Origin of the sequence: Nocardia sp. FBN12 (assembly GCF_050320175.1) — a bacterium.
Classification (GTDB): domain Bacteria; phylum Actinomycetota; class Actinomycetes; order Mycobacteriales; family Mycobacteriaceae; genus Nocardia.
Genome location: NZ_CP190048.1, coordinates 6,230,913 through 6,254,484 on the forward strand (window position 1 = coordinate 6,230,913; position 23,572 = coordinate 6,254,484).

At 67.3% G+C, this 23,572-nt stretch carries 25 protein-coding genes and 3 tRNA genes; 14 read left to right on the top strand and 14 right to left on the bottom strand.

Annotated elements, in window-relative coordinates; all coding sequences use genetic code 11:
• Position 1 precedes the first annotated feature (1 nt).
• The gene (locus tag ACQHI0_RS29355; protein WP_427904994.1) at positions 2-985 is read right to left on the bottom strand and encodes an NAD(P)H-quinone oxidoreductase; all 984 of its coding nucleotides are present in this window, start codon (positions 983-985) and stop codon (positions 2-4) included.
• A 153-nt stretch (positions 986-1,138) separates the two neighbouring features.
• On the opposite strand from ACQHI0_RS29355, the gene ACQHI0_RS29360 reads away from it, so the two are divergent.
• Together ACQHI0_RS29360 and ACQHI0_RS29365 are read left to right on the top strand one after the other, a co-directional pair.
• A tRNA-Ser gene (locus ACQHI0_RS29360) sits at positions 1,139-1,223 on the top strand.
• Between the two features lie 126 nt (positions 1,224-1,349).
• Complete coding sequence (locus ACQHI0_RS29365) at positions 1,350-1,625, top strand: DUF6301 family protein (RefSeq protein WP_427904995.1); 276 nt, start codon at positions 1,350-1,352, stop codon at positions 1,623-1,625.
• Between the two features lie 170 nt (positions 1,626-1,795).
• Here ACQHI0_RS29365 and ACQHI0_RS29370 read toward each other — a convergent pair whose 3' ends face one another.
• Together ACQHI0_RS29370 and ACQHI0_RS29375 are read right to left on the bottom strand one after the other, a co-directional pair.
• The gene (locus ACQHI0_RS29370; protein ID WP_427904996.1) at positions 1,796-1,951 is read right to left on the bottom strand and encodes a hypothetical protein; all 156 of its coding nucleotides are present in this window, start codon (positions 1,949-1,951) and stop codon (positions 1,796-1,798) included.
• A gap of 384 nt (positions 1,952-2,335) precedes the next feature.
• Positions 2,336-2,737, bottom strand: coding sequence for a winged helix-turn-helix transcriptional regulator (locus ACQHI0_RS29375; RefSeq protein WP_427904997.1), 402 nt, complete (start codon positions 2,735-2,737; stop codon positions 2,336-2,338).
• 62 nt (positions 2,738-2,799) lie between these two features.
• On the opposite strand from ACQHI0_RS29375, the gene ACQHI0_RS29380 reads away from it, so the two are divergent.
• Positions 2,800-3,654 (top strand): NAD(P)H-binding protein, encoded by an 855-nt coding sequence (locus ACQHI0_RS29380; RefSeq protein WP_427904998.1) that lies wholly within the window; start codon positions 2,800-2,802, stop codon positions 3,652-3,654.
• Here ACQHI0_RS29380 and ACQHI0_RS29385 read toward each other — a convergent pair whose 3' ends face one another.
• The 4 genes from ACQHI0_RS29385 to hisC all read right to left on the bottom strand — a co-directional run bounded on the left by ACQHI0_RS29385 (position 3,655) and on the right by hisC (position 7,608).
• Complete coding sequence (locus tag ACQHI0_RS29385) at positions 3,655-4,023, bottom strand: nuclear transport factor 2 family protein (protein WP_427904999.1); 369 nt, start codon at positions 4,021-4,023, stop codon at positions 3,655-3,657.
• 157 nt (positions 4,024-4,180) lie between these two features.
• A complete protein-coding gene (locus ACQHI0_RS29390; RefSeq protein WP_427905000.1) occupies positions 4,181-4,966 on the bottom strand; it encodes a DUF2382 domain-containing protein in 786 nt (261 codons plus the stop codon).
• 173 nt (positions 4,967-5,139) lie between these two features.
• Positions 5,140-6,204 carry a nitric oxide synthase oxygenase gene (locus ACQHI0_RS29395; RefSeq protein ID WP_427909346.1) on the bottom strand — a complete coding sequence of 355 codons (1,065 nt, stop codon included), beginning with the start codon at positions 6,202-6,204 and terminating at the stop codon, positions 5,140-5,142.
• A 327-nt stretch (positions 6,205-6,531) separates the two neighbouring features.
• Positions 6,532-7,608, bottom strand: coding sequence for a histidinol-phosphate transaminase (gene hisC, locus ACQHI0_RS29400; RefSeq protein WP_427905001.1), 1,077 nt, complete (start codon positions 7,606-7,608; stop codon positions 6,532-6,534).
• A gap of 89 nt (positions 7,609-7,697) precedes the next feature.
• Between hisC and ACQHI0_RS29405 the strand changes: the two genes are divergently transcribed.
• The 3 genes from ACQHI0_RS29405 to ACQHI0_RS29415 all read left to right on the top strand — a co-directional run bounded on the left by ACQHI0_RS29405 (position 7,698) and on the right by ACQHI0_RS29415 (position 8,709).
• Positions 7,698-8,414 carry a dienelactone hydrolase family protein gene (locus tag ACQHI0_RS29405; protein ID WP_427905002.1) on the top strand — a complete coding sequence of 239 codons (717 nt, stop codon included), beginning with the start codon at positions 7,698-7,700 and terminating at the stop codon, positions 8,412-8,414.
• 93 nt (positions 8,415-8,507) lie between these two features.
• Positions 8,508-8,597: transfer RNA gene (locus tag ACQHI0_RS29410), tRNA-Ser, on the top strand.
• 39 nt (positions 8,598-8,636) lie between these two features.
• A tRNA-Arg gene (locus ACQHI0_RS29415) sits at positions 8,637-8,709 on the top strand.
• A gap of 56 nt (positions 8,710-8,765) precedes the next feature.
• Here the strand turns inward: ACQHI0_RS29415 and ACQHI0_RS29420 are convergent.
• Complete coding sequence (locus ACQHI0_RS29420) at positions 8,766-9,815, bottom strand: isopenicillin N synthase family dioxygenase (RefSeq protein WP_427905003.1); 1,050 nt, start codon at positions 9,813-9,815, stop codon at positions 8,766-8,768.
• Positions 9,816-9,960: 145 nt separating this feature from the next.
• Here ACQHI0_RS29420 and ACQHI0_RS29425 point away from each other — a divergent pair, with 145 nt between their 5' ends.
• Complete coding sequence (locus ACQHI0_RS29425; protein ID WP_427905004.1) at positions 9,961-11,139, top strand: nitrate ABC transporter substrate-binding protein; 1,179 nt, start codon at positions 9,961-9,963, stop codon at positions 11,137-11,139.
• A gap of 53 nt (positions 11,140-11,192) precedes the next feature.
• Here ACQHI0_RS29425 and ACQHI0_RS29430 read toward each other — a convergent pair whose 3' ends face one another.
• Positions 11,193-11,918, bottom strand: coding sequence for a maleylpyruvate isomerase family mycothiol-dependent enzyme (locus tag ACQHI0_RS29430; protein WP_427905005.1), 726 nt, complete (start codon positions 11,916-11,918; stop codon positions 11,193-11,195).
• A 144-nt stretch (positions 11,919-12,062) separates the two neighbouring features.
• On the bottom strand, positions 12,063-12,458 hold the full coding sequence (locus ACQHI0_RS29435) for a Rid family hydrolase (protein ID WP_427905006.1): 396 nt from the start codon (positions 12,456-12,458) through the stop codon (positions 12,063-12,065).
• Positions 12,459-12,543: 85 nt separating this feature from the next.
• Here ACQHI0_RS29435 and ACQHI0_RS29440 point away from each other — a divergent pair, with 85 nt between their 5' ends.
• Entirely contained in the window at positions 12,544-14,121 is a 1,578-nt protein-coding gene (locus tag ACQHI0_RS29440) for an esterase-like activity of phytase family protein (protein WP_427905007.1), read from the top strand.
• On the opposite strand, the gene ACQHI0_RS29445 is transcribed toward ACQHI0_RS29440, so the two are convergent.
• On the bottom strand, positions 14,114-14,788 hold the full coding sequence (locus ACQHI0_RS29445) for a DUF998 domain-containing protein (RefSeq protein WP_427905008.1): 675 nt from the start codon (positions 14,786-14,788) through the stop codon (positions 14,114-14,116). The two genes, ACQHI0_RS29440 and ACQHI0_RS29445, sit on opposite strands and share 8 nt — an antisense overlap.
• Before the next feature lie 149 nt (positions 14,789-14,937).
• Between ACQHI0_RS29445 and ACQHI0_RS29450 the strand changes: the two genes are divergently transcribed.
• The gene (locus ACQHI0_RS29450) at positions 14,938-15,066 is read left to right on the top strand and encodes a hypothetical protein (RefSeq protein ID WP_427905009.1); all 129 of its coding nucleotides are present in this window, start codon (positions 14,938-14,940) and stop codon (positions 15,064-15,066) included.
• 28 nt (positions 15,067-15,094) lie between these two features.
• Here the strand turns inward: ACQHI0_RS29450 and ACQHI0_RS29455 are convergent, their stop codons facing one another.
• The gene (locus ACQHI0_RS29455) at positions 15,095-15,523 is read right to left on the bottom strand and encodes a very short patch repair endonuclease (protein ID WP_427905010.1); all 429 of its coding nucleotides are present in this window, start codon (positions 15,521-15,523) and stop codon (positions 15,095-15,097) included.
• Complete coding sequence (locus ACQHI0_RS29460) at positions 15,520-16,653, bottom strand: DNA cytosine methyltransferase (RefSeq protein WP_427909347.1); 1,134 nt, start codon at positions 16,651-16,653, stop codon at positions 15,520-15,522. The genes ACQHI0_RS29455 and ACQHI0_RS29460 overlap by 4 nt, the downstream gene beginning before the upstream one ends.
• Positions 16,654-17,043: 390 nt before the next feature.
• Here ACQHI0_RS29460 and ACQHI0_RS29465 point away from each other — a divergent pair, with 390 nt between their 5' ends.
• From ACQHI0_RS29465 to ACQHI0_RS29475, 3 genes are read left to right on the top strand one after another with little or no spacing between them, the layout of a single operon-like run.
• Positions 17,044-18,873 (top strand): ABC transporter ATP-binding protein, encoded by a 1,830-nt coding sequence (locus ACQHI0_RS29465; protein ID WP_427905011.1) that lies wholly within the window; start codon positions 17,044-17,046, stop codon positions 18,871-18,873.
• The gene (locus tag ACQHI0_RS29470) at positions 18,870-20,729 is read left to right on the top strand and encodes an ABC transporter ATP-binding protein (RefSeq protein WP_427905012.1); all 1,860 of its coding nucleotides are present in this window, start codon (positions 18,870-18,872) and stop codon (positions 20,727-20,729) included. Before ACQHI0_RS29465 ends, ACQHI0_RS29470 begins: the two co-directional genes overlap by 4 nt.
• 49 nt (positions 20,730-20,778) lie before the next feature.
• Positions 20,779-21,396: a putative glycolipid-binding domain-containing protein gene (locus ACQHI0_RS29475; protein WP_427905013.1), complete on the top strand. Its 618-nt coding sequence runs from the start codon at positions 20,779-20,781 to the stop codon at positions 21,394-21,396.
• 128 nt (positions 21,397-21,524) lie between these two features.
• Here the strand turns inward: ACQHI0_RS29475 and ACQHI0_RS29480 are convergent, their stop codons facing one another.
• Positions 21,525-22,472: a prephenate dehydrogenase gene (locus ACQHI0_RS29480; RefSeq protein WP_427905014.1), complete on the bottom strand. Its 948-nt coding sequence runs from the start codon at positions 22,470-22,472 to the stop codon at positions 21,525-21,527.
• 58 nt (positions 22,473-22,530) lie between these two features.
• Between ACQHI0_RS29480 and ACQHI0_RS29485 the strand changes: the two genes are divergently transcribed.
• Positions 22,531-23,070, top strand: a complete 540-nt coding sequence (locus tag ACQHI0_RS29485) for a tRNA adenosine deaminase-associated protein (RefSeq protein WP_427905015.1) — start codon at positions 22,531-22,533, stop codon at positions 23,068-23,070.
• A gap of 26 nt (positions 23,071-23,096) precedes the next feature.
• Positions 23,097-23,531: a nucleoside deaminase gene (locus tag ACQHI0_RS29490; protein ID WP_427909348.1), complete on the top strand. Its 435-nt coding sequence runs from the start codon at positions 23,097-23,099 to the stop codon at positions 23,529-23,531.
• The last annotated feature ends 41 nt before the right edge of the window (positions 23,532-23,572 follow it).

Consider the following 23,572-nt stretch of genomic DNA (forward strand, 5'->3'; position numbering starts at 1 on the left):
TCTACTCCCGGACCCGCAGGATCACCTTGCCGAAGGTCTGCGATTCGTCGAGCATCTCGTGCGCGCGGGCCGCCTCGGTGATCGGCAACTCCGCGGAGATCACCGGCACGATCTCGCCCGCGACTATCCGCGGCCACAGGTGTGCGCGGACCGCCGCGATGATCTCGGCCTTGCTCCCCGTCCCCGACCGTGGTCGGCTGCGCACGTTGGTCGCCTGGACTGTGCCCCATTTACGCAGCAGCGCAGCGATATTCAGTGTCCCGCTGACACCGCCTTGCATCCCGATCACCACCAGCTGCCCGAACGGTGCGAGCCCTTCCACATTCCGTTCCAGGTACTTCGCGCCCATATTGTCGAGAATCACGTCGGCTCCACCCTGGTCCGCGACCACCGCGACGAAGTCCTCGGTCCGGTAGTTGATCAGAATCTCCGCCCCCAGCTCGGCGCACTTGGCCAGCTTCTCGTCCGACCCGGCCGTCACCGCCACGCGCGCCCCGAGCGCCCGTGCCACCTGGATCGCGTGCGTCCCGATCCCACCGCCCCCACCATGAATCAACACCAGCTGTCCCGACCGCAAACCCGCCGTCATCACCAGGTTCGACCACACCGTGGCCGCGACCTCCGGCAACCCCGCGGCGGCGACATCGTCCATCCCCGCCGGAATCGGCAACAGCTGCGTGGCAGGCACCGCCACCAACTGCGCGTACCCACCCCCGGCCAGCAGCGCGCACACTCGATCGCCGACCTGCCAGTCCGTCACCCCCGCCCCCAACTGCACAATCGTCCCCGAACACTCCAACCCGAGAATCGAACTGGCATCGGCAGGCGGCGGATAGAACCCCATCCGCTGCATCACATCAGCCCGATTGACCCCCGCCGCAACAACTTCCACCAACACCTCACCCGGCCCCGGCTCCGGATCGACCGCCACGGTCCACTCCATGACCTCCGGCCCACCGAACCCGTTCAGCGCAATCGCATCCATGGGGCCAATCCTGCACCCGCACGCCGCCCGCCACCAGAACCGACCGGCCATGTCGCCGCGATCCGGCGCGCACGAGGATCCGCCCCCCGATCCGAGGCCTGATCAGAATCCAGGAGAGGCGCGCCGACCGGATCGGTTACGATCTCCTCCTAGGGAGACGTGGCAGAGCGGCCGAATGCACTCGCCTTGAAAGCGAGCATGGGTAACACCATCGGGGGTTCAAATCCCTCCGTCTCCGCAAAGGACCAGCAGGTCAGCCGGTCGACTTGCGGCGTGGCCGAGTTCGAATCGCAACGCTGGCAGCCGGATTCGATTGGACCTGGTACATCGACAAGGATCTGCAGCGGTTCTGCGATGCCGCCGGATGGTCGACACCGGGTCCATCAAATGGCGCTACGTATCCAATCGCGATCAGCAGAAGTCGGGTTCCGGAAGCGCAGAGTTCGGTGATCGTTTGACCGACGCTCTGGGCGCGCCGACCCGACGCGAACCGGGCGAGGCCGGAGCCCTGCTATGGGACCGCCACCGCGTCTGGATCAGGCTCAACGTCGGTTGGCGCGACATTCGTCTCCATCTCGTCAGCGAGGAGTGGCAGGCAACCGGCGACGGCGCGGCGAAACACGATGCGGGTCATTGGTGACAGTCACGAGTGACTACACGACCCAAGGCGCGGCAAAACCGCGCCCGATGAATTGCTGAACGAAGCCGCCCTGCGCCGGCGTGTGAGTGTCCTGCACGACAACGGCCCCGCCTGCAACCGAAGGATGGCGGGGCCGTGCTTGTCAGTTCAGTCGATCAGCGGCTACCTGATCAAGACCGCCCGCGCTTCAACTCCTCCTCGATAGCGAGATCAGGCTCGTTGTTGTCGTCCTCGACCTCGTGGTAATCCAGGTCGTTGAAGTCATCACTAGGAGGGGTGATCTGGAACTTTCTGCTGTTCGGGTCCCACTCGTTGCCACTCGACATATCAGCAGCTCCTGCCACTAGTAGTGGTGCACATGTTGTGTGAAGCCCATCACTCGTGAGGGTATCGGCGGGCCCCTGACCTGGTCAAGATCACCGAATTTGACACCAATCCGCCGGCTATTGACCCTCGGCGTCGTTGACCGTGTCCAGCGCGGCTAGATGCTGTTCCCACATCGCGGCAGTGACTGGCTTCCGAGGCCGGGGGTGTCACGCAGTTGTCACAACTCGCGCATACGACCCCGGACACGACGAAACCCCACGGAAGCATCTGTAGGGGTACGGACGTCAGTAGACGCCGGAAGGACGGCCACCAGTCGACTTGCAAGCGAGCATGGGTAACCATCGGGGGTTCAAATCCCTCCGTCTCCGCAAAGGGCCCGCTGGTCAGTCGGCGGGCATACCCCGTGGCCGGGTTCGGAAGGTCTCGATCTCCTCGGCTCGGGTGTTCACCCACTCCAAGAGGCCGTGCAGTACTTCGGCCGCCTCGTGCCCCGTCGGCGTCAGTGCGTAGGAAACCTGTGGCGGCACAGTGGGTTCGACGGTGCGCTCGGCCAGGCCGTATTCGGTGAAGGTGCGCAGGTTCTGCGACAGCATCTTCTCGCTGATGCTGCCGATTCGGTCGCGCAGGACGTGGTATCGCATCGGGCCGTCGAGGAGCGCGGCCAGGATCAGCACGCCCCAGCGGCTGGTGACCTTGCCGAGAATCGTGTGGGCCGGGCAGTTCTTGTCGAATACGTCACGTACCTCGGGTGTCGGCCGGGCGCTGTCCGGGACTCCTACCGCCATGCCATGAGCTTACCGATCGGTATGGCCTTTCTAGAAGTAAGTCCCCTTCGTACGGTTGGCCCATGGTGGATATCAGCAGGGTTCTGGTGATCGGGGCGACCGGTCATGTCGGTGGTCAGGTCGTGACGCAGCTCGCGGCGGGCGGTAGGCAGGTGCGGGCGTTGGCTCGCGATCCGCGGGCGGCATCGCTACCGCCGGATGTCGAAGTGGTGCAGGGAGATCTGACCGTCCCCGAGACATTGGAGCGGGCACTGGACGGTGTCGACGCGGTCTATCTGACCTGGCCGATGCTGTCGGCGCAGATCGCGGAGTCGGTCGTTGCCCGCGTCGCCGAACACGCGCACCGGATCGTCCTGCTCTCGTCCGCCGCGGTCCGCGATGACCTGGGCGAACAAGACCACCCGATCGGCCGGGCACATGCCGTCATCGAACAGCCGATCACCGAGTCCGCGCTGGAATGGACCTTCCTCCGACCCGGTGGTTTCGCCACGAACACGGTCGAATGGGCACCGCAGATCCGCGCAGGCGACGTGGTGCGCGGCGCGTACGGATCCGCCTCGATGGCCCTGCTGCACGAGGCGGATATCGCCGCGGTCGCCGTGCGCGCGCTGACCACCGACGGGCACGCGGGGGCGCGTTATATCCTCACCGGGCCCGCGCCGCTGAGCCGCGTCGAACAGGTCGAAGCCATCGGCGCCGCGCTCGGGCGCCGCCTGGTCTGGGCGGAGATCAGCCCCGAAGCCGCTGTGGAGCACATGGATTGGCTCCCACCCGACATGGCCCGGGTGGTGCTGAGCGGGTTGGCCGGCCTCGTCGACGCACCCGGCACCGTGACCTCGACAGTGCACGAGGTCACCGGGTCACCGGCCCGCGACTATCGCCGATGGGCCGCCGACCACGTCGCCGACTTCGCCTGACTACCCTTCGTCCCACGCCTGGATCGACGTCTGGTCGACGATGCGGCCGTCGCGCAGATCGGCCATCGAGTGGGAAAGGACCCGGGTGCCGTCGGGGTAGCGGCAGGATTCCACGAAGGCGATGTGGTCGCCGTCGATCAGGACACTGTCGAGGGAGTGGGTCATCTCCCTGGCGCAGACATCGTCGAACATGGCACTGATCGCCGAGCGGCCGTGCATCACCCGGGGATGACTCGGTTGGTCGCGGTGATCGACCATGCGTATCTCGGCATCGTCGTTGTAGAGCGACAGCAGTGTTGCGGCATCGCGGCTTTCGATGCCACGGCGCAGTGCGTCGGCATCGAATCCCGAACTGGATGCGGTGCTCATCGGGGGCTCCCTCGCTCGTCGAAACGAGCCGGACCAGGGCGATTCGGCCCGTATCGAGAACCCTACGCTCGCCGATGGGCGTGCGTAACCCGTCGGACCTCCAGCCGCCCACCGGGCTGGTGGGCGGCTGGTTCGACTGATCGAATGTCGCGCGCGGTTATGGCGCCTTGGGGCGGCGGTCGTCGACGCCCTCGGTTTCCACGCGTTCCTTGCGGACGGTCTCGGAGACTGTCTTCTCGTCGGCGACCTCATCGACCGCCAGCCGGACCCGTTCCACCGGGACGGTTTCCTTCTGGACGTGCACCTGGTCGGCGTGCAGGGTGACCTCGCGGTCCTCCTCGCCGATGGTCGTGCGCCCGCTGCGGTCGGTGATCGGCTCGCGTTCGACGTGCACTTCCTCGTGCGTCACGGGCACCTTGATCGTCTGCTCCTCGCTGACCACGGACTTGTGCAGCCGTGCGGTGCCGACTTCCTCGCTCTCGGTGTCGACGCGCAACTGCTCCTCCGAGCGCACCATCGAGTCGTCGCTATGGCGCGCGGGTGCCGCCTGCGGGGCGGCGTAGCCCGGCGTCATCGGAGTGTCGGTTCCGGGTCGAATGTTCGGGCGCCCCTGGGCATTCCAGCCGGGCGACCGGGGATCGACGTGATAGTGCCGGAACAGTTCCTGCTCGGATTCCGCGCTGATCCGGGAGCCGTCGTGGTACGGCGCCGTCTTCACCAGTTCCTTGTCCACGTGCAGTTGCAACGAGTCGTCGCCGGCCTGTTGCTGGGCGCCGGCCAGCGGAACCAGCGAGTCGTGGCTGAAGAAGCCGGTCGACACGGCGGCCCAGGTCGGCGAACCGGTCTGGTTGTCGAGGTAGATCTGCTTGATCTTGCCGATCTTGTCGCCGCGCTCGTCATAGGCGGTGGCGCCGATCAGCGATTCCAGGGTTGATTTGGTCATGATGATTCCCTCCTACCTGGTGCGGAGGCCGATCGAGCGAGATGTGCGGCCCGTCGTCGGCTCCGCTGGGTTGTTGGGTGATCAGTCGTCGGTCCGTAGCGCCCGGCACAGCCCGGCGTAGCTACATGACAGCAAATACCCGGTCCGAAACAAGTCAAACAGCCCGCCGTCGATCAGTCGCGACGGACGAAATTGGGTCGAATATCCAGGTCGGGCGCATCGTAGTAGCGGTGGAAGGTCGGTGTCAGCCCGGACGAGATGGGTGGATTGACCCAGCTCCAATCGGTCGGGCAGGCCCGTCCGGCGGCCTCCTCGCGCTGGACGTGATCGCAGAACTGCTTGGCCACGGTGTGATGGTCGACCATGTGCACACCCGCCGTTCGAAAGCTGTGTAGCACAGCGTGATTGAGCTCGATCAGGGCCTTGTCCCGCCACAGTGTCCGCACCGATGACGTGTCGAGTCCCATCATGTCGGCGATCAGCGGCAGCATGTTGTAGCGATCGGTGTCGCTGAGATTGCGCGCGCCGATCTCGGTGCCGACGTACCAGCCGTTGAAGGGCGCGAAGGGGTAGCAAACCCCGCCCACGTCCAGATCCATGTTCGAAACAGCGGGCAGCGCATGCCATTTCAGGCCGAGCGCGGCGAACCACGGGTAGTCGGGATGGATCAGGTCGACCTCGCGGACCAGCTCGCGCGGCACGTCGAAGAACTGCACGTCCTCGGTGGGCGTGCTGATCAGCACCGGGAGCACGTCGAACGGTGTTCGCGCCCCGCGCCAGCCCAGCTCCAGCGCCTGCTCGGTGGCCGCGATATTGGCCGGATCGCCGGTGACGGTGCCGTCGCCGTTGCGGTAGCCGGCGTAGCGGATCAGCTGCGAACTCTCGATCCGGTACTCGCCGCCACCGGGTCCGCGCGCCGGGCCGACCGTGATCATCGACTGAATCGCGCCGCCGTTGGTGGCCAGGCGCAGATGCTGCCAGCACACCTCGGAAAGTTCCCGCGCAGAAGTAACTCGGCGGGCGTCGAGCAGCTTCAGCGATCGCCAATGTTTGCGGCCGACGCAGCGAGCATGGTTGCGCCACGCCAGTTTCGCGCCGATCAGAATCTCCTCGGCGGTCTGGCGATAGGTGCCGGTATCGCGCAATTCGGCGAGCGCGCCGAGGCGACGCTGCACCGGCAGGTGCCCGAGTTCGGGGTAGCGGAAGAACTCGTCGCACTCGCGTAAACGTCGGTCCAGATCGAGTGCGGACGGCCGGGCTACCTCGATGTCAGCCGCCGAAGTGATTGCGGGGGTGGATTTTTCGCAGACGGCGGGGCGAGAGCCTTGGTTCACGATACATCTCCGGTCGGGCAGCGGGGTGCGGGGCCGTGCGGGCGCACCCGGGATGCGGGACGATTGCCCGCCGAGAACGCACTCACTCGACCGGTGACGCGCGCCGACCGGGTAATCGGTCGACCCGACATCAGCTTCGAGCCAGCCTACGACCGGTGTGCTGGCAGTGTGCTCGAATTCGCGGTAATCCCATGGCAACCCCACGTCAAGGGAGGCTGACGGTGCGCCCAGCTAACGGAATCGGGCCGCCGTTTCGGGTGCCGTGGCGAAGCCGAGGAACTGCTCGTTCTCGTGCGGATCACCGACCGTCACCCGCACGCCGTCGCCCGCGAACGGCCGAACCAGCACGCCAGCAACGGCACTCGCCTCGGCGAACTCGATACTGCGCTCGCCCAACGGCAACCACACGAAATTGGCCTCGCTCGACGGCACCTCGTAGCCCGCGGCCAGCAGTGCGTCGCGCATCCGATCCCGTTGCGCCACCAGCACATCGGTGCGATCGAGCAGTTCGCCGCGCGCCTGCAGCGAGGCGATGGCGGCGGCTTGGGCGACCCGGTTCACGCTGAACGGGATGTGCACCTTCAGCAGTGCGGCGATCACGTCGGGATCGCCCACCGCGTAGCCGACGCGCAATCCGGCCAGGCCATACGCCTTCGAGAAGGTGCGCAGCACAACCACATTCGGCCTCGTGCGCCCGAGCTCGACGCCGTCGGGGCAAGTCTCGGGAGTCAGCCGCATGTACTCGTAGTAGGCCTCGTCGAGCACGACGAGTACCCGCGCGGGCACGCGATCGAGGAACCGTTCCAGCTCGGCGCGCCCGTGCGCGGTGCTGCTCGGGTTGTTGGGGTTGCAGACGAAGATCAGCTTGGTGCGCTCGGTGACCGCGTCGGCCATCGCCTCCAGATCGTGCAGGTGATCCGCGGTCAGCGGCACTGTCACCGCGGTGGCATTGCCGACCTGGGTGACGATCGGATACGCCTCGAACGAGCGCCAGGCGAACACCACTTCGTCGGTGGGAGCGTCGCAGGTGATCTGCACGAGTTCCTGGCACAGCGCCACGCTGCCGCAGCCGACCGCGACATTCGCGACGGTGACGCCGAGGAACTCGGCCAGCGCGGTCCGCAGCTCGCTGACCTGATTGTCCGGATAGCGGTTGGCCTGCTCCGCGGATTCCGCGATCGCCTTGGCCGCGCTCGGCAACGGACCGAAGGTTGTCTCGTTGGACGCGAGCTTCACCGCACCGGGGTGGTTACGGCCGGGAACGTAGGCCGGGATGCTGGCGAGGTCGGGGCGGATATGCGCGGTCACGCCTCCACCCTACGATGATCGGCCGTCGTGACATGCGGCGCGGCCTGCTAGGCCTACCCAAGTCCAGTTCTGCCGCCTACGCTGGGTTTATGTCGGGCACTTATGATGATGTCGCCCCCTTGCGTTCGACGGATGCCGACACGGACGTAGCCGTGCGACGCACTGCCGTGCCCATCACGGTGGTCGAGCCCGAACGGGTGGCTCGCGGCGGCATCGTTGTCCTGCACGAATCCCGCGATTTCTCGCCCCAGCTGCTCGACCTGATGCGGGCGCTGTCGCTCGAGGGCTGGATCGTGATCGCGCCGCACCTGTTCGACCGCATCGCCGACGCGCAGGTCCACGAGGTGTTCGGCGACGAACTCTTCGACGACTTCGACGCCGGTTTCGACTGGCTCACCGCCCGCGGCGTCTTCCCCGACACCATCGGCGTCCTCGGCTTCGACAGCGCCGGCACCGCCGCCTTCCTCGTCGCGGCTACCCGCCCGATCGGCGCCGCGGTGAGCGTGTCCGCCCCCGGCATCACCGACCCACTGCCCGACCAGAACGCCGCCCTGGTCGACGTCGCCGCCGACCTCCAAGCTCCCTGGCTCGGCCTCTTCGGCGCCGACGACCCGGCCACCCCGCCCGAGGCGGTCGAGCGCCTGCGCGAGGCCACGGCGAAGGCGAATGTGGCCAGTCTCACCATCACCTATCCCGGCCTGAGCCACCGCGCCGACCGCCCCGACCCCGACGACGATGCGGCAGCGGCTATTCGCATCGACTCCCAGACCCGTATCTACGACTGGTTCGACAGCAACTTACGCTGATTGACCAGGCGTTTTGGACTACTACCCACGCTCGTGTAATCTTCATTCCCGGCGGTTCGACAAGGACCGGTGCCCTCGAAAGAGAAGGCTCCAGGAGGCGTGCCAGAGCGGCCGAATGGGACTCACTGCTAATGAGTTGTCCCTTCACGGGGACCGGAGGTTCAAATCCTCTCGCCTCCGCCACACCCAGTTCGCTGGGTACAACTGAAGATGCACGACCATGCGCCCGTAGCTCAACGGATAGAGCACTTGACTACGGATCAAGAGGTTAGGGGTTCGAATCCCTTCGGGCGCACCGAGATCGACCCCGTATCAGGTGATACGGGGTCGATTTTTGTGTGTCGGGTCGGGTCATTCCGGGTTGGTCGATGCCAGGACTCTGGCGGTTTCGCGGGCGGTCGGGGGTGGGGTGGCTATGCCTTTGAGGCCGGCGACCTTCGCGTTGATGTTGTCGGCGACGGTGATCGGGGGGTAGCCCTGTTCGCCGGGGGCGAGGGTGCCGGGGAGGGGTTGTATCACGGCGTCGTGGTTGCCGTCGAAGAAGAAGGCGGCTGAGCGGCGGCGGCGGATGTGGCCGTCGACGATCGGTGGGTCGACGCGGTGGAGGGTGGACATCCAGCGGTCGTTGGTCCAGCGGGCCATCGCGTCGCCGAGGTTGATGAGCAGGGCGCCTTCGGCGGGCTGCACATCGTGCCAGTGGCCGTCTTTGTCGAGCACTTGCAAGCCGGGGACGCGGTCGGCCCACAGGATGGTCAGGATGCCGAAGTCGGTGTGCGCGCCCATGCCGGTCATGTCGCCGTCGAGGCGCAGTTCGCCCTCGGGTAGGGCGTAGTTGTTCATCTTCAGCGCGTCGATGGAATGGTCGGTGAGCGAGTCGAAGTAGTCGGCGGGCAGGTGCAGGGCTGTGGTGAAGGCGCGCAGCAGGATTCGGGACAGCCGCTGTGCGTGGGCGAAGTAGGTCTCGATCGCCGGACGGAAGCGCACGGCGGCATCGGGCCAGTTGTTCGCGGCATAGGACGAGGCGGGCAGGTCGAGGCCGGGAAAGTCGGCGGACTGGGTGCCGACGATGAAGGCCTCGTAGAAGTCGTTCATCTGATTGGCCGCGGGGAGGCCGAGACTCAGACTCAGCGATTCCGAACGTGGCGGCGAGTAGCCACGGTTCTCCGAGGTCGATCGGCGGTAGCGCTTCTTGATCACCAGCGGCAGCGCGAAGAACTCGTCGAGCGCGGCGGTGAGTCCGGTGATCACCTCGCCGGGGATGGCGTGGCCGACGATCTGCATGAAGCCGACCTCGCGGCAGGCGGTGTCGATCTCGGCGGCGACGGCGGTGCGCGCGGCCTCGTCGGAGTCGGTCAGGAACGGCGTGATGTCGATGGTGGGGACGGTGAACGTGGGCGTCATCTCTTCACGGTCCATTGCATGTATTGCCCCCGCATCACGGAATCGAAGTAAGAACAGACATGTAGTGAACACGTAACGGCCACGAAACCGGTGGGACGTTGCATGTAGACGTCGCGCAGAACGCCGCGACGGCGAGGAGATCGACATGCACAACCACCGACACCGCAGGCGCGCCGCTACTTCGGGAGCAGTGCTGTTGGCGGCACTACTCGCCGTGGCGGGTTGCGGCTCCGATACCGCGGACCAGGGTGGCGCGGCCGTCGCGCTCGAACCCGCGGCTCCCGCACAGACCTTGCGCGGCGTGTGCCCGGATACGGTCACCATCCAGCTGCAATGGCAGCCGCAGTCCGACCAGGGTGGGTTGTTCCAGCTGCTCGGGCCCGGCTACCGCGTGGACGAGGAGACCAAGTCGGTCGAGGGGCCGCTGGTCGCGGGCGGTAAGGACACCGGTGTGCGGCTGCAGCTGCGAGCGGGTGGGCCCGCGATCGGGTTCCAGTCCGTCCCGTCGCGCATGTATGTCGACGACACGGTCACTCTCGGCGTGGTGCACGGTGAACAGGTGATCGCGGCGAGTGCCGCCAAGTCGGTCGTCGCGGTCACGCCGTTGCTGAAATACAGTCCCTCCATTCTGATGTGGGATCCGGTGAGCCATCCGGACTGGCGTTCGATCGCCGATATCGGCCGCTCCAATTCGCCCGTTGTGGTGTCGAAGGAGCAGATCTTCCCGCAGTGGCTGGTGGCCAAGGGGCTGTTGAAGCAGTCGCAGATCGATACCGGATACGACGGCGCCCCAGCTCGTTTCGTCGCCGACCCCACAATCGCCCAGCAGGGCTTCGCCAGCGCGGAACCGTATGTCTACGAGCACGAGGCCCGCGCCTGGAACAAGCCGGTCGCCTACGACCTGATCAAGAACGCCGGCTTCGACACCTACGCCTCGAATCTCACCGCGCGCGCCGACAAGCTCGACGGACTGGCGTCGTGCCTGGCCAAGTTGGTGCCGATCGTGCAGCAGTCCGGCGCTGACTTCGCCGCAGCACCGGCCGACACCAATGCCAAGGTCGTCGACATCGTTTCCCGCACACCGGCATTCACCCCCTACCCCGCGGGTGAGGCGGAGTTCGCCTCGAAGCAGCTCGTCGAGCTCGGCCTGTTGGCCAATGAGGCCGACGGCTCCTTCGGCACCTACGAGCAGGCTCGCGCCCAGCGCAACCTGGACGACCTGAGGCCGATCCTGGTCGCGGGCGGTGCGGCGATCCCGCCCGCGCTGACCGCGGGCGATATCTTCACCAACCGCTTCACCGATCCGAAAATCAGCATTCGCTGACCGTCTGGAGCCTCCGAACTGTGCTGGGTCGGAGGTTCTTTCGTCGCAGTGGGCTACTTCCAGGCCGGTAGCGGCGGGAGAGGGCCGGTGAGGTCGCTACCGGAGGTGCGGCCGACGAGCCATCCCAACAGGGCCCAGGCGGGGCCGAGGATGGTGTGGTGGGGGCGGCCAGGGCCGACGGTGGCGATGAAATCGGTGTCGGTGGACTGGATGTCGAAGGTGGGGGTGGCTTCGGGGCGGAGTTTGGCGGAGAGGTCGGTGATGGTTTCGGGGAGCAGCCGGGCGACGAAGGGCGCGGGCCAGTCGGCGGGGGTGTAGCCGATGCCGAGGTCCACGTGGTGGATTTCGGTCTCGCGCAGGCGCATCCAGGGGATGTGATCGGCGGTGACGGTGCCGCCCTGGCGGTTGCGGACCTCGGCCTGCCAGTCGGCGGCGGGCATGGTGGTGGCGACGGCCTGCCAGCGGTGTGCCGTGGCGGTGAAGTCGGCGTGCTGCACGGTGAGCGGGCGGGGCGCGCCGGCCTCGATATCGGCATCGCGGACTTCGACGCTCGGATACTGCGGCATCTCGATGCCGGTGCGTGCCCACAGCAGCAGGTTCAGCAGGCTGTCGGCGTTGCGCGACAGGTGGGCCAGCACGTGACCGCGGGTCCATCCCGGTAACAGGGATGGTTCGGTCAAGGCAGCGTCGGTGAGCGTGCCGATCGCGGTATCGACGCGCGCGGTGGAGGCGGCGACCTGATCGAGCAGGTCGGTGGGGGTTGCCGTTTCGCTGGTCACGGATTCGAGAGTAGTGCTCCGCCGCCGGCGCACAGGCGAGAACGACGGCGTCGACATTGCCCTGTGGATAACTCTGAGCCTGTGGATAACTGGGCATAAATCGACTGTCGACGCCGGCGCGCCTCCGTCTGGCCGTGTGACGATTCAGTCGGCGATGATCGCGTCTGCCTCGATCTCCACCAGCAGATCAGCGGCGATCAACGCGGTGACCTCGTACATCGAGGCCGCGGGGCGGATCGTGCCGAATACCTCGGCGTGAGCAGCCGCGACCTCGGGCCAGCGGGCGATATCGGTGACGAACATGCGCGTGCGAACCACATCGCGCAGGCTCGCACCGGCTTGTTCGAGCGCAGTGGCGATGCGAGCCAAGACCTCCCTGGTCTGGGCGCCGATGTCGTCGCCGCCGACAGCACCGCCGCCGGTGACAGCCGCGGTGGTGCCACTGACGACGACCTGGTTGCCGACCCGCACCGCCCGCGAATACCCGACGACATCTTCGAAATCGGAGGCTGAGGAAATGTTCACCCGAGTTGTGGTCATGATTGCCAGAATGGTCCACCGAGCGATGGAGGACAATTCATTTGCCGGTCGTCTCGTAGTCGGGTCGCGGCGGTATGCATGGCAGGTGAACGCACGTCCAGGTCTACGCCTCTTTCCGCTCACCGCCGCGCTGTGCGCTGCCGCCGTTGTGGCGGGCTGCTCGCCGGATCCCGATGCCGGCTTCGCCGCGGGCAAGGACACGCCGCTGGTGATCTCGCTCGACGATCTGGTCGCCAAGGCGGGTACCAGCGCGGTGCTCGGGGTCAGCCTCGAGCCCGAGCACGGCAATGTCACCCGGCGCGCCGACGGTGCCTACGTCTACACCCCGAGCGCCGGGTACACCGGTCTCGACCAGTTCACCGTGACCACCACCGACGCGGTTCGCCTCTACACCACCGACATTCCGGTGCTCGGCGAGTTCGGTGGCACCACGGTGCAGGGCAGTGGATTCGGCTCGGCCTGGACCTCGGTGCCCGGCAGCACCGACGAGTTCTACGGACTCACCGACCGCGGCCCGAACGTCGACGGGCCGGCCAAGAATGAAAAGCTCTCGCCGACACCGAGTTTCGTGCCCAAAATCGGCCGGTTCAAGTTGGTCGACAACCAGGCCGTGCTGCAGTCGAGCATCGAGCTGCGCAGTAAGTCGGGCGCACCGTTCAACGGCCAGGTCGACATCTCGGCCAGCACCGGCGAGACCATCAAGGACCTGCAGGGCAATGTCCTCCCGCCCACCGATCACGGCCTCGATCCCGAGGGCCTGGTGGCACTGCCCGACGGCACCTTCTGGGTCTCCGACGAATACGGCCCGTTCCTGGTGCATTTCGACGCCAACGGCACCGAGATCGAGCGGCTCGCGCCCGGCAGCGGCCTGCCGAAGGAGATCGCGCTGCGCACCCCCAACCAGGGCATGGAGGGGCTGACCATCACCCCGGACGGCAGCACCCTGGTCGGCATGGTCCAGAGCGCGCTCAACACCCCCGGCCTGAGCGGCTCGGCCAAGGAGGTGCCGTTCGCGCGCATCGTGACCGTCGACCTGAAGACCAAGGCTCAGAAGGAATTCCTGTACCCGCTGGAGAACCCGAAGCAATCCAAAGTCGCGGTCTCGGAGATCACCGCGCTGAGCGCCACGACCTTCCTGGTCGACGAGCGAGACGGCAACCTCGCGCCCAAGTCGGACAAGAAGATCTGGACCATCGACATCGCGGGCGCGACCGATGTCGGCCCGCAGTCAGCGGTGCCCGGCGCGACCTATGACGCCGAGAAGGGCGGCCTGCTGATCGACGGTAAGCCGCTGGAGACGCTGATCGGGGTCACCCCGACCGCCGACGCTGTCGCCACGCTGACCAAGGCGGGCGTCACCCCGGTTGCGAAGAAGAGCAATCTCGACCTGTCCGCGCTGGTCGCCGCGCTCGACGAGAAGGGCCGCTTCTTCGGCCACGACAAGATCGAAGGCATCGCCACCCTCGATGGCGGCAAGACCATCTACATCGCCAACGACAGCGACTTCGGTCTGGCCGCCAGTCAGGGCGAGCAGCCGCCGTTCGGCCTGAAGCCCAAGACGCTGCCCAACGGCGTGCAAGACACCGGTGAGGTGCTCGCGGTCGACACCACCAAGCTGCCCGCGAAGCTCGACGGCTACACGGTGAAGATCACCGTCAAGTAGTCCACTCGCGTCCCTCGATGAGCACCGCGGTGGCCAGGGCGAGCATCCACAGCGACATGGCGCCGACCTGGATGCGCTGGGCGACGCCGAGTGCGTAGGAGCCGGAGAGGTTGTCGGCGACCATCATCCAGATGGTCGCCGCCGACCCGACGACAAGAACGGCGACGCCGAACTCGCGCAGGATCCGCCAGCGGTGGTAGCGGAAGGCGGCGGCACTGAAGGCGAATGCCGCCACCGCGATCGAGGTGACGGCCAGTGTGCTCGTCAGCGCGTGTGGTTGGTGTAGCTGGGGGAACAGTCCGCCGCCGCACGCGTCGGAGCCAGGGGCGCAATCGCTCAGTGGGAAGAGCGTGTCGGCGATCGTGGCCGCGCCGAAGCACAGCAGGGCGATCCAGCCGATCGTGGTCAGCCGACGGCGCCGGAAAACCACCAGTCCGCCCAGGGCCGCCGGAATCAGCAACAGGCCGACGAGCTTGTCGGCGGTGCCGAACACCGCGCGGTAGGGCTTGCCCTCGGCGTCGAGTTCGCTGAGGAAATCGTTGACCGGGTCGGTGTCGACCGGCAGCGCGAATTCCAGCAGCCAGGACGAATAACACAGGCCGGCGATGGCGATCGCGAGGGCGATCAGCACCGAGTAGCCCCGGGTGTGCCGTGCGAATTCGGTCACACCGACCATTGTGCGTGTCGGTCACGACCGGCCGGATCAGGCGCGTCGAGAGCGCGGACGTGGTTTCATCACATCAGACGCACAGGCACACACAGGTTGCTGTCAGGTTCGCCGTGCAGGGTGGTTGGTAATCAACGGAGAGGTCCTCGATGAGCTACGTGATCGCGCTGGCAAGTTTCGCCACGATCCTCGCGCTGGCCGTGTCCGGCTTCGTCGCGGCGGATGCGTCGCGCGCACGGGTGCGGGTTCGCGCCGAGCACGCTCCGCGCCGTCGCTGAACAAGCGCCGTAGCTGAACAACCACAGATCAACTGGGTTTGGCGCGCGCCACCAGCGCCGTGATCTGCTCGGCCGCCGCGTGCGGATCCTCGTGCTCCCACACCCGAACTACCTGCCAGCCCGCCGCCGTCAACGCCGCGTCGGTAGCCCGATCGCGGGCCACATTGGCTGCCAGCTTCTCGGCCCACCACTGCGCGTTGTTCTTCGGATCGGTCGCGTGATCAGGGCATCGATGCCAGAAACAACCGTCGACGTAGACGGCGATGCGCAGCCGCGGAAACACCACATCCGCGCGTCGGCGCTGGCCTTTGATGGGCGGTCGATCGACGAAATAGCGCAGGCCCGCGCGGTGTAGTTCGCGGCGAAGGGCCAGCTCGGGATTGGTGTTCACGCGTCGCTGTTTGGACATCCGCGCGCTCGTCGCCGAGTCGGTCACGAGCCTGCCCGCCGCGCTCATGCCGCCCAGCCGCCCATTCGGTCGAGGTGGTCGCGCACGTCGTCGAGGAATCCGGGCGGGAAGCGCAGGTTTCCCATCTCGGTGCGACGCAGGAACCCGGCCGTCGCGCGCGGGGAGAGCAGGCGAGGTTCGGTGAGGAAGTTCTTCAGGTCCTCGTAGGGTTCGTGGACCGGCCAGGTCGACAGGGGAACGCGGTGCACCACGCCGGCGTGACCCCACGCGGCGCTCGGCCACGGTTGGCCTGCGGCGATCGGCTCGCCCAGGGTGAGCGGGTCCGAGGGCGCGGCCAAGCGTTCGCCGACCCAGTTCGCCATCCGGACACTCACCGCGTTGCCCACCAGTTTCCATCGATGACCGTGGCGCACGCCCGCGACATCGAGGGCGGGGGCGGTCCAGTCGGCGTCAAACCCCTGTAATCGCTCACCGTCGACGATGCCCGGCGTCACGATCTCGCCTGCGGGCAGCCGCACCGCGGGCGGACTGGCGATGCCGAGACCGGAACCACCCTTGAGGGTCGGCACCGCGTTCACCGCCCAGCCGAGCCCGCGCACGCCCTCGGTCCAGTAGAAGCCGCAGGGGTCGCGGTCCGGGTCGCCGTAGTCGAGGGGACCGGCGTCGTCGCCGAACAGCACCGGGCGGGGGTCCTCCGTGCGCGAAGCCAGCATCAGCACGCGCTGCCGCCGCTGCGGCAAGCCGAAGGCGCGCCCGTCGACCACGCGGTACGCCCAGCTGTAGCCGAGTTCCTCCAGCGCGGCGGTGATGTGGCGCATGGCCGCACCGCGGCCGAGCTGCAGCATGAACGGAACGTTCTCGATCAACAACCATCGCGGCCCACGCTGCCTGCGAACCAGCCGGAACACCTCGTCCACCAGGCCCGATCGACGGCCGGTGATGCCCGCGGTGCGCCCGGCCTGTGAGAGGTCCTGGCAGGGAAAACCGGCCGCGACCAGCTCGGTGCCCGAGGGGAGCGACCGCAAGCGGGTGATGTCGCCGTGCAGGTCGGTGTCGGGGAATCGGGCCGCGAGCACGCCCTGAGCGCCGGGGTCGATCTCGCACAGCAACTCCGAAGACCAACCATGCCTGCTCAGACCGAGTTCGAGCCCGCCGATCCCGGCGAACAACCCGACCATCCGCATGAAGGACCCCTGTGTCTTTGGAGCGCCGACGCGCTCGAGTTCGCGGCCCTGATCGGCCCGCTGCTCAGCGCTGTCGATAGCTCACGCCTGCGCCGCATTGTATCGGGCGGTCGAACCGCGGCCAGGCCGCGAGTCCGGCCGATATCGGGGCCGCTCCGGTGGTGGGGCGCGCGGGTGCGACAGGGCGCGGCGCAAGGCCGATCGAGCGGACCTGCCTGTCCGAGCCGATGGTGGCCGGGCGGCTTCGTGGCCGGAAAATCGGTGGCCGGGGGTGGGGGTGCTCTGGGACTCTTGATGGGCCGAACTTGTCGGACCCTGGTGCGAACATCACCGTGCGTCCGTTTCCGGAAAACCAACCAGCCGACCGGGCATCAAGGGGGAGTTTTGTCTGTCACATCAGAGCTGGCGGCCGCCGAATCGGAGGCCGACAGATCGGCGCGGCCCGCGCCGCGGCCGAGTGGGGGAATGCGGTCGCTGCGGCGATTCCTGCCCTTTCTCCGGCCGTACCGAGTGCCGCTGCTGCTGGCGAACGTGCTGGCGATCGTCACCTCGAGCACAGCGATCGCGATCCCGCTGGTCATCGCGCGGGTGGTGGACGGGCCGATCGCGCGGCGGGATTTCGTCGGTCTGCTGGCGCCGGTCGCGCTGATCTTTCTGCTCGGCTCGCTCGAGTCCTTCGGGATGTGGGGCAGGCGCTGGCTGGTGTCCAAGCCGTCGACGATGTTCGAAATCACGATGCGCGCCAAGCTCTTCACGCGACTGCAGGCACTCTCGATCGGCCGCCACGATGGCTGGCAGTCGGGTCAGCTGCTCTCGCGCGCCATCGATGATCTGTCGGTGATGCGGCGGTTCGTCGCGTTCGCCGGCCCGTTCCTGATCGTCAACAGCGTGATCATGCCCACCGGGCTGATCGTGTTGTTCGCGATGAATTGGCAAGTGGGACTGATGTTCACGGTGACATCGCTGCCGTTGACGCTGTTCTGCGCCCGCTTCGTCCGCAGATTCGAGGTGGCCTCGCGGCGCTCACAGGACCAGTCCGGCGACCTGGCCACCATCGCCCAGGAGTCCGCGCAGGGCGTGCGGGTGCTCAAGGCGCTGGGCCGTGGCCGGTTCTTCGGTGCGCGATTCACTGCCCTGTCCCGGGAACTGCAGCGCACCGAAATGGTGAAGGTGCGCCTCGACGCCACGCTGTGGGCGGCGTTGGTCACCTTGCCGACCGTGTCGATCGCGGTGTCGCTCGGCGTGGGTGGTTACTCGGTGGTGCACGGGTCGATGACGATGGGCACGCTCGTCGCGAGCATCACGCTGGCCACGTTTCTGCAGTGGCCGATCATCTGGCTCGGGTTCCTGTTGTCGGAGTTGTTCGAGGCGCGCACCGCGGCCGATCGCTTCTGGGAGATCATCGACACTCCACTCGACATCACCGACCCACCGCACCCGGCCGAACTCCCGGCCGCGCTGCACGGGGAGCTGGTCATCGACCGGGTCCGCTTCGCCTATCCGCGATCCGATGACGGTCCGGAAAACACCGTGCTGGAAGAGATCTCGCTGCGGATCCGACCGGGGGAGACGGTCGCGCTCGTCGGGGCGACGGGCAGCGGCAAGACCGCGCTACTCGAGCTGATTCCCCGGCTCTACGACGTCAGCGGCGGCACCATCACCATCGACGGTGTCGATATCGCCACCCTGCGGCTGGCCGAGTTGCGCCGGGTGGTGACGGTGGCCTTCGAGGAACCGGTGCTGTTCTCCGCGAGCGTGCGGGAGAACGTCGCACTGGGCGACGCGCGCGCCACCGACGCCGATGTGCGGCAGGCGCTCGATATCGCTCAGGCGGGCGAATTCGTCGACGCGCTGCCGTGGGGGCTCGACACCCGCATCGGCGAGCAGGGCATGAGTCTGTCCGGCGGACAGCGTCAGCGTCTGGCCCTGGCCAGGGCCGTGCTCACCGGCGACACCGAAGCGCGCGGCCGGATCATGGTCCTCGACGATCCGCTCTCCGCGCTGGATGTGGAAACCGAAGAGCGCGTGCAGGATCGGCTGCGCGCTGTCCTGTCCGGGGCGACCACACTGTTGGTCGCGCACCGGCCGTCCACCGCGGCGCTGGCCGATCGTGTCGCCCTGCTCGCCGACGGGCGCATCGTCGCCGAGGGCACTCACGAGAAATTGCTGCGGACGAGCAGCCACTACCGCGAACTGATGGGAGGTGAAGCATGAGCACCGAGACTGTGACGCCGGCAAAGGCGGTACCGGAGGAGAAGTCCGATCTGGCGGCCGACTGGCGCGGCATCGCCAAAGAGGACGACACCGTCACCGGCACCGGAAATCTGGTGCTTGCCGGGCGATCTCGGCGATTGCTCATCGACCTGGTGCGGCCATACCGCAAACAGGCGATCCTCACCTTCATCCTGATCCTGGTAGACAACGCCGCCAAGGTCTCGCTGCCGCTGTTCATCGCCTATGGGCTCGACCACGGCATAAACGAAGGCCGCCAAGGTAATTGGACGCCGATGATCGCGACGGTAGCCGGTTTCGTCGCGGTGACGTTGTTGTCGGGACTCACCACGTTCGCCTTCCTCCGCGCGTCCGGGTCGCTGAGTCAGCGCGTGCTGTTCGACTTGCGGGTGCGTGCGTTCCGGCACACACAGCGGTTGAGCGTGTCGTTTCACGAGAAGTACACCTCGGGCAAGGTCGTCACACGACTCACCAGCGATATCGAAGCCCTGCAGGAGCTGCTCGAAGGGGCGCTGAATCAGGCACTGAGCGCGGTGATCTCGGTCGTGACCATCGCGGCGCTGCTGATCTGGCTGGATCCGCTGCTCGCCTCGATCGTGCTGATCGGGTTCGTGCCGCTGGTGCTGGTCACCCGGTGGGCGCAGCGGCGTCAGCGGGCCGGGTACCGGCGTACGCGCGGTGCGATCTCGCGGGTGGTCGTGCAGTTCGTCGAATCGATGAGCGGCATGCGCGCGGTGCAGGCGTTCCGTCGCGAACACCGCAACCAGGAGGTGCTCGGCGTCGAGGACTCGACGTACCAGCAGGCGACGACCACCGCGGTCCGTGGCATGGGCGACTACGTCGGGCTGTCCAATTTCATCGGCAAGCTCACCACGGTGATCGTGCTGCTGGTCGGCGCCTGGCAGGTGATGGAGGGCAACCTCGCGATCGGTGTGCTCGCCGCGTACCTGCTCTACCTCGACCAGTTCTACGGTCCGCTCGACGAACTCGCGCAGGTGTTCAACTCCTACCAGTCCGCGGCGGCGGCGCTGGAGAAGATCTCCGGTGTGCTCGAGGAGGAACCGGCCGTCGCCGAACCCGAACACCCGGTCGCCCTCGAGCGGGCGACCGGTGCGGTGCGGATGGACAAGGTCTGGTTCGGCTACAACGACACCTCGGTGCTGCCGGAATTCGATCTTGAGATCCCTGCCGGACAGGTGGTGGCGCTGGTCGGTGCCACCGGCGCGGGCAAGTCGACCTTGGCGAAACTGCTCACCCGGTTCTACGACCCGAGCGGTGGCGTCATCACGCTCGACAAGGTGGACCTGCGCGACCTGGTCGATGCCGAGCTGCGCAGGCATGTCGTGATGATCACGCAGGAGGCCTACCTGTTCTCCGGCACCATCGCCGACAACATCCGGCTCGGCAGGCCCGACGCGACCGACGCCGAGGTCGCCGCGGCCGCGCGTGCGGTGGGTTTGGACGCGTTCGTCGGCGGACTCCCCGACGGGTATGCCACCGACGTGCGGACTCGCGGTGGCAGGCTGTCGGCGGGGCAGCGTCAGCTGGTGGCGTTCGCGCGGGTGTTCCTGGCCGATCCGGCGGTGATCGTCCTCGACGAGGCCACCTCCAGCCTGGATATCCCCGGTGAGCGGCTGGTTCAGCACGCGCTGGAAACGCTGCTGCGCGACCGCACGGCCGTGATCATCGCGCACCGGCTGTCCACCGTGGCCATTGCCGACCGGGTGCTGGTGCTCGACGGTGGCCGGATCGTGGAAGACGGCGCACCGGCCGAGCTGATCGCGGGCCAGGGGCGCTTCGCCGGATTGCACGCCGCCTGGCGGGATTCGCTGGTGTGATGCAGCGGTGTTGTACAGCGCTGGGGCTGGTGTCGCTTACCGTAGAGAGGTGACGACCCCAGCCCCGGGCCCGGCCGACGGCCCCACCGAGATCAGACCGGCCTCCCGGTGGCCTGCGGTGCTCACCTGGCGTGCCCACGACAACAGCCGGATGGAGTCGGTGCGGGTGACGGTGAACGGCAATCGGATCAGGGCCGCCGGCCGGATGATCGGCTGTGCCGGCGACGAGCACCCGGCATTCAGCGCGTCGTACGACCTGGTCACCGACGAAGCGGGCGCTACCAGGCGGCTGTCGCTGCGCACCACCACCGCGGCCGGTGAACGCCATGCCTCGATCTCGCGCGACGAGGAGAACTACTGGCTCGTCGACGCGGGCGGTACCCACGTGCGCTCCACCTTCGGCGGCGCCCTCGACGTCGACGTGGTGCTGAGCCCGTTCTTCAACACCCTGCCGATTCGCCGCTTCAGCCTCCAGCACGCCGTCGGTGACGTCCAGGTTCCGGTCGTCTACGTGCGACTACCCGACCTGCTGGTGCAGGAAGCCGAGCTCACCTACTCGAGCGCGGCCGACGGCATCAATGTTTTGTCCCCGGTCTCGAGCGCCACTCTGACGGTCGACCCGGAAGGTTTCGTCCTCGACTATCCGGGATTGGCCGAACGCGCCTGACCTGCGTGCTCGCCCGCATCGCTGCGGAGTCGCGGAGCCATCGTTGCCTGCCACCTCACGCCTGAGAGGGATGACATGGCCGTGCCAAGCGACGAGGCTGGTGGGATGAAAACGCAAGACGCCGGCACTCAGAGTGCGCGGAGTACTCCACCGTCGCGACCCGCGCGATGTAGTTCGCCGAGCCAGCCGTCGGTACCGGGCGTGATGCCGGTGATGTCCCAGGTCGCGCGGTTGTCGTAGGCGGTACGGCCGCGGTAACCCGCCTCGACGAGTTGGCCGAGATCGCCGTCCGAACGCAGGCAATCGCGGGCAGTGACGAGGGTCTCGATCGCCTCGTCGAGCACCCGTTCCAGCGCGCTCGCGTTCGGTTCGCAGATGGCGCGAACGAGATCGGGCGCGGTGCCCGCGACGCGGGTTCCGTCGCGGAACGAACCCGCTGCCAGGCCGAGCGCCAGCTTTCCGCCCGCGGCACCCGAGGCTGCCAGCGCTTCGGCCAGCACATGCGGCAGATGCGAGATCCGCGCGACGGCCTGATCGTGTTCGCCGGCGAGCACCGGAACCACCACCGACCCGCAATCCAACGCGAGTCGCACCACCCGCGACCACGGTCGCACTCCGGTGCCCTCGTCGACGCCCACGGCCCACACCGCATTACGGAAAAGTGTGGAATCTGTTGCAGCCCAACCAGATTCGGCCGTCCCGGTCATCGGATGCCCACCCACGTACAAGGCCTCGAGTCCATGCTTGCGCACCGCGTCGAGCACCGGCCCCTTCACGCTCACCACATCGGTCAGCGGGCAGCCGGGCGCTATCGCGGCGATGTCGGCGAGCAGGTGTTCGACCGCGGGCATCGGCACCGCGATCACCAGCAGCGCGTCCACCTCGGCGGCCCGGCGCAACACCGCGGACAGGTCGCCCGACACATCGAATCCGTCCAGACGCGCCGCGGAAACTCCGGATTCGGAGCGGTTGTACCCGAACGCCGCGTACCCCGACGCGACGGCGGCGCGCAGCAATGAACCGCCGATCAGGCCGGTCCCGAGGACGCAAACAGCCCCACGCTGGTCGATATTCATCCGAACAGATTGGCACACGAGTTCATCATTAGGGGTGGGACAGACTACCGTTTGGTCCATGGCAGCACAGCGCTCGGGCACGAACAGGGCGACGTCGGATGACGACTTCGACGTCGAAGGGTTCGCAGTGGCCGTGGTCCGCGAAGAAGGCACGTGGCGGGTCAGCCCGCTGAGCTCGGATGCGTTGCACGATCTCTCGGCCGCCGAGACCGAACTGAAGGCTTTGCGCAGCTCAGGTGCGGTGTTCGGCCTGATCGACGTCGACGACGAGTTCTTCATCGTCTTGCGGCCGGCGCCGAGCGGCACCCGCCTGCTCGTCTCCGACGCCACCGCGGCGATCGACTACGACATCGCCGCCGACGTGCTCGACGCGCTCAATGTCGAGATCCCCGACATCGACCCCGACGACCTCGACGACGTCGAACCGTGGGAAGAGGGCGACCTCGGCGTCCTGGCCGACCTCGGCCTCCCCGAACCGGTCCTCAGCGTGATCATCGCCGAAACCGACCTCTACCCCGACGAGCAGCTGGGCATGATCGCCCAGCGCCTCGGTTTCGCCGACGAATTCGCCGCGGTGCTGGACAAATTGCCCAGGTGACCGTCGAAGCGGTGTCCGATCAGGACATGATGCGCGCCGCGATAGCGGCCGCAGCCGACGCCGACCCGCGCGATGTGCCGGTCGGCGCCGTCGTCTTCGACGCGCAGGGCCGCGAACTGGCCCGCGCCACCAATGCCAGGGAAGCCCTCGGCGACCCCACCGCCCACGCCGAAGTGCTCGCCCTGCGCGCAGCCGCGGCAGTGCGCGGTGACGGCTGGCGTCTCGAAGGCGCGACCCTGGCTGTCACCCTCGAACCGTGCACCATGTGCGCGGGCGCGCTGGTGCTGGCTCGCGTCGGCAAGGTCGTCTTCGGTGCTTGGGAACCCAAAACCGGTGCCGTCGGCTCCCTCTGGGACGTGGTCCGCGACCGCCGCCTCAACCACCGTCCCGAAGTCCGCGGCGGCATTCTCGAACAGGACTGCGCGGCACTGCTCGACACCTTCTTCAAAAACCAACGCTGACCAGCCGATTTAACAATCCCCCACCCATTCCGGTACCGTAG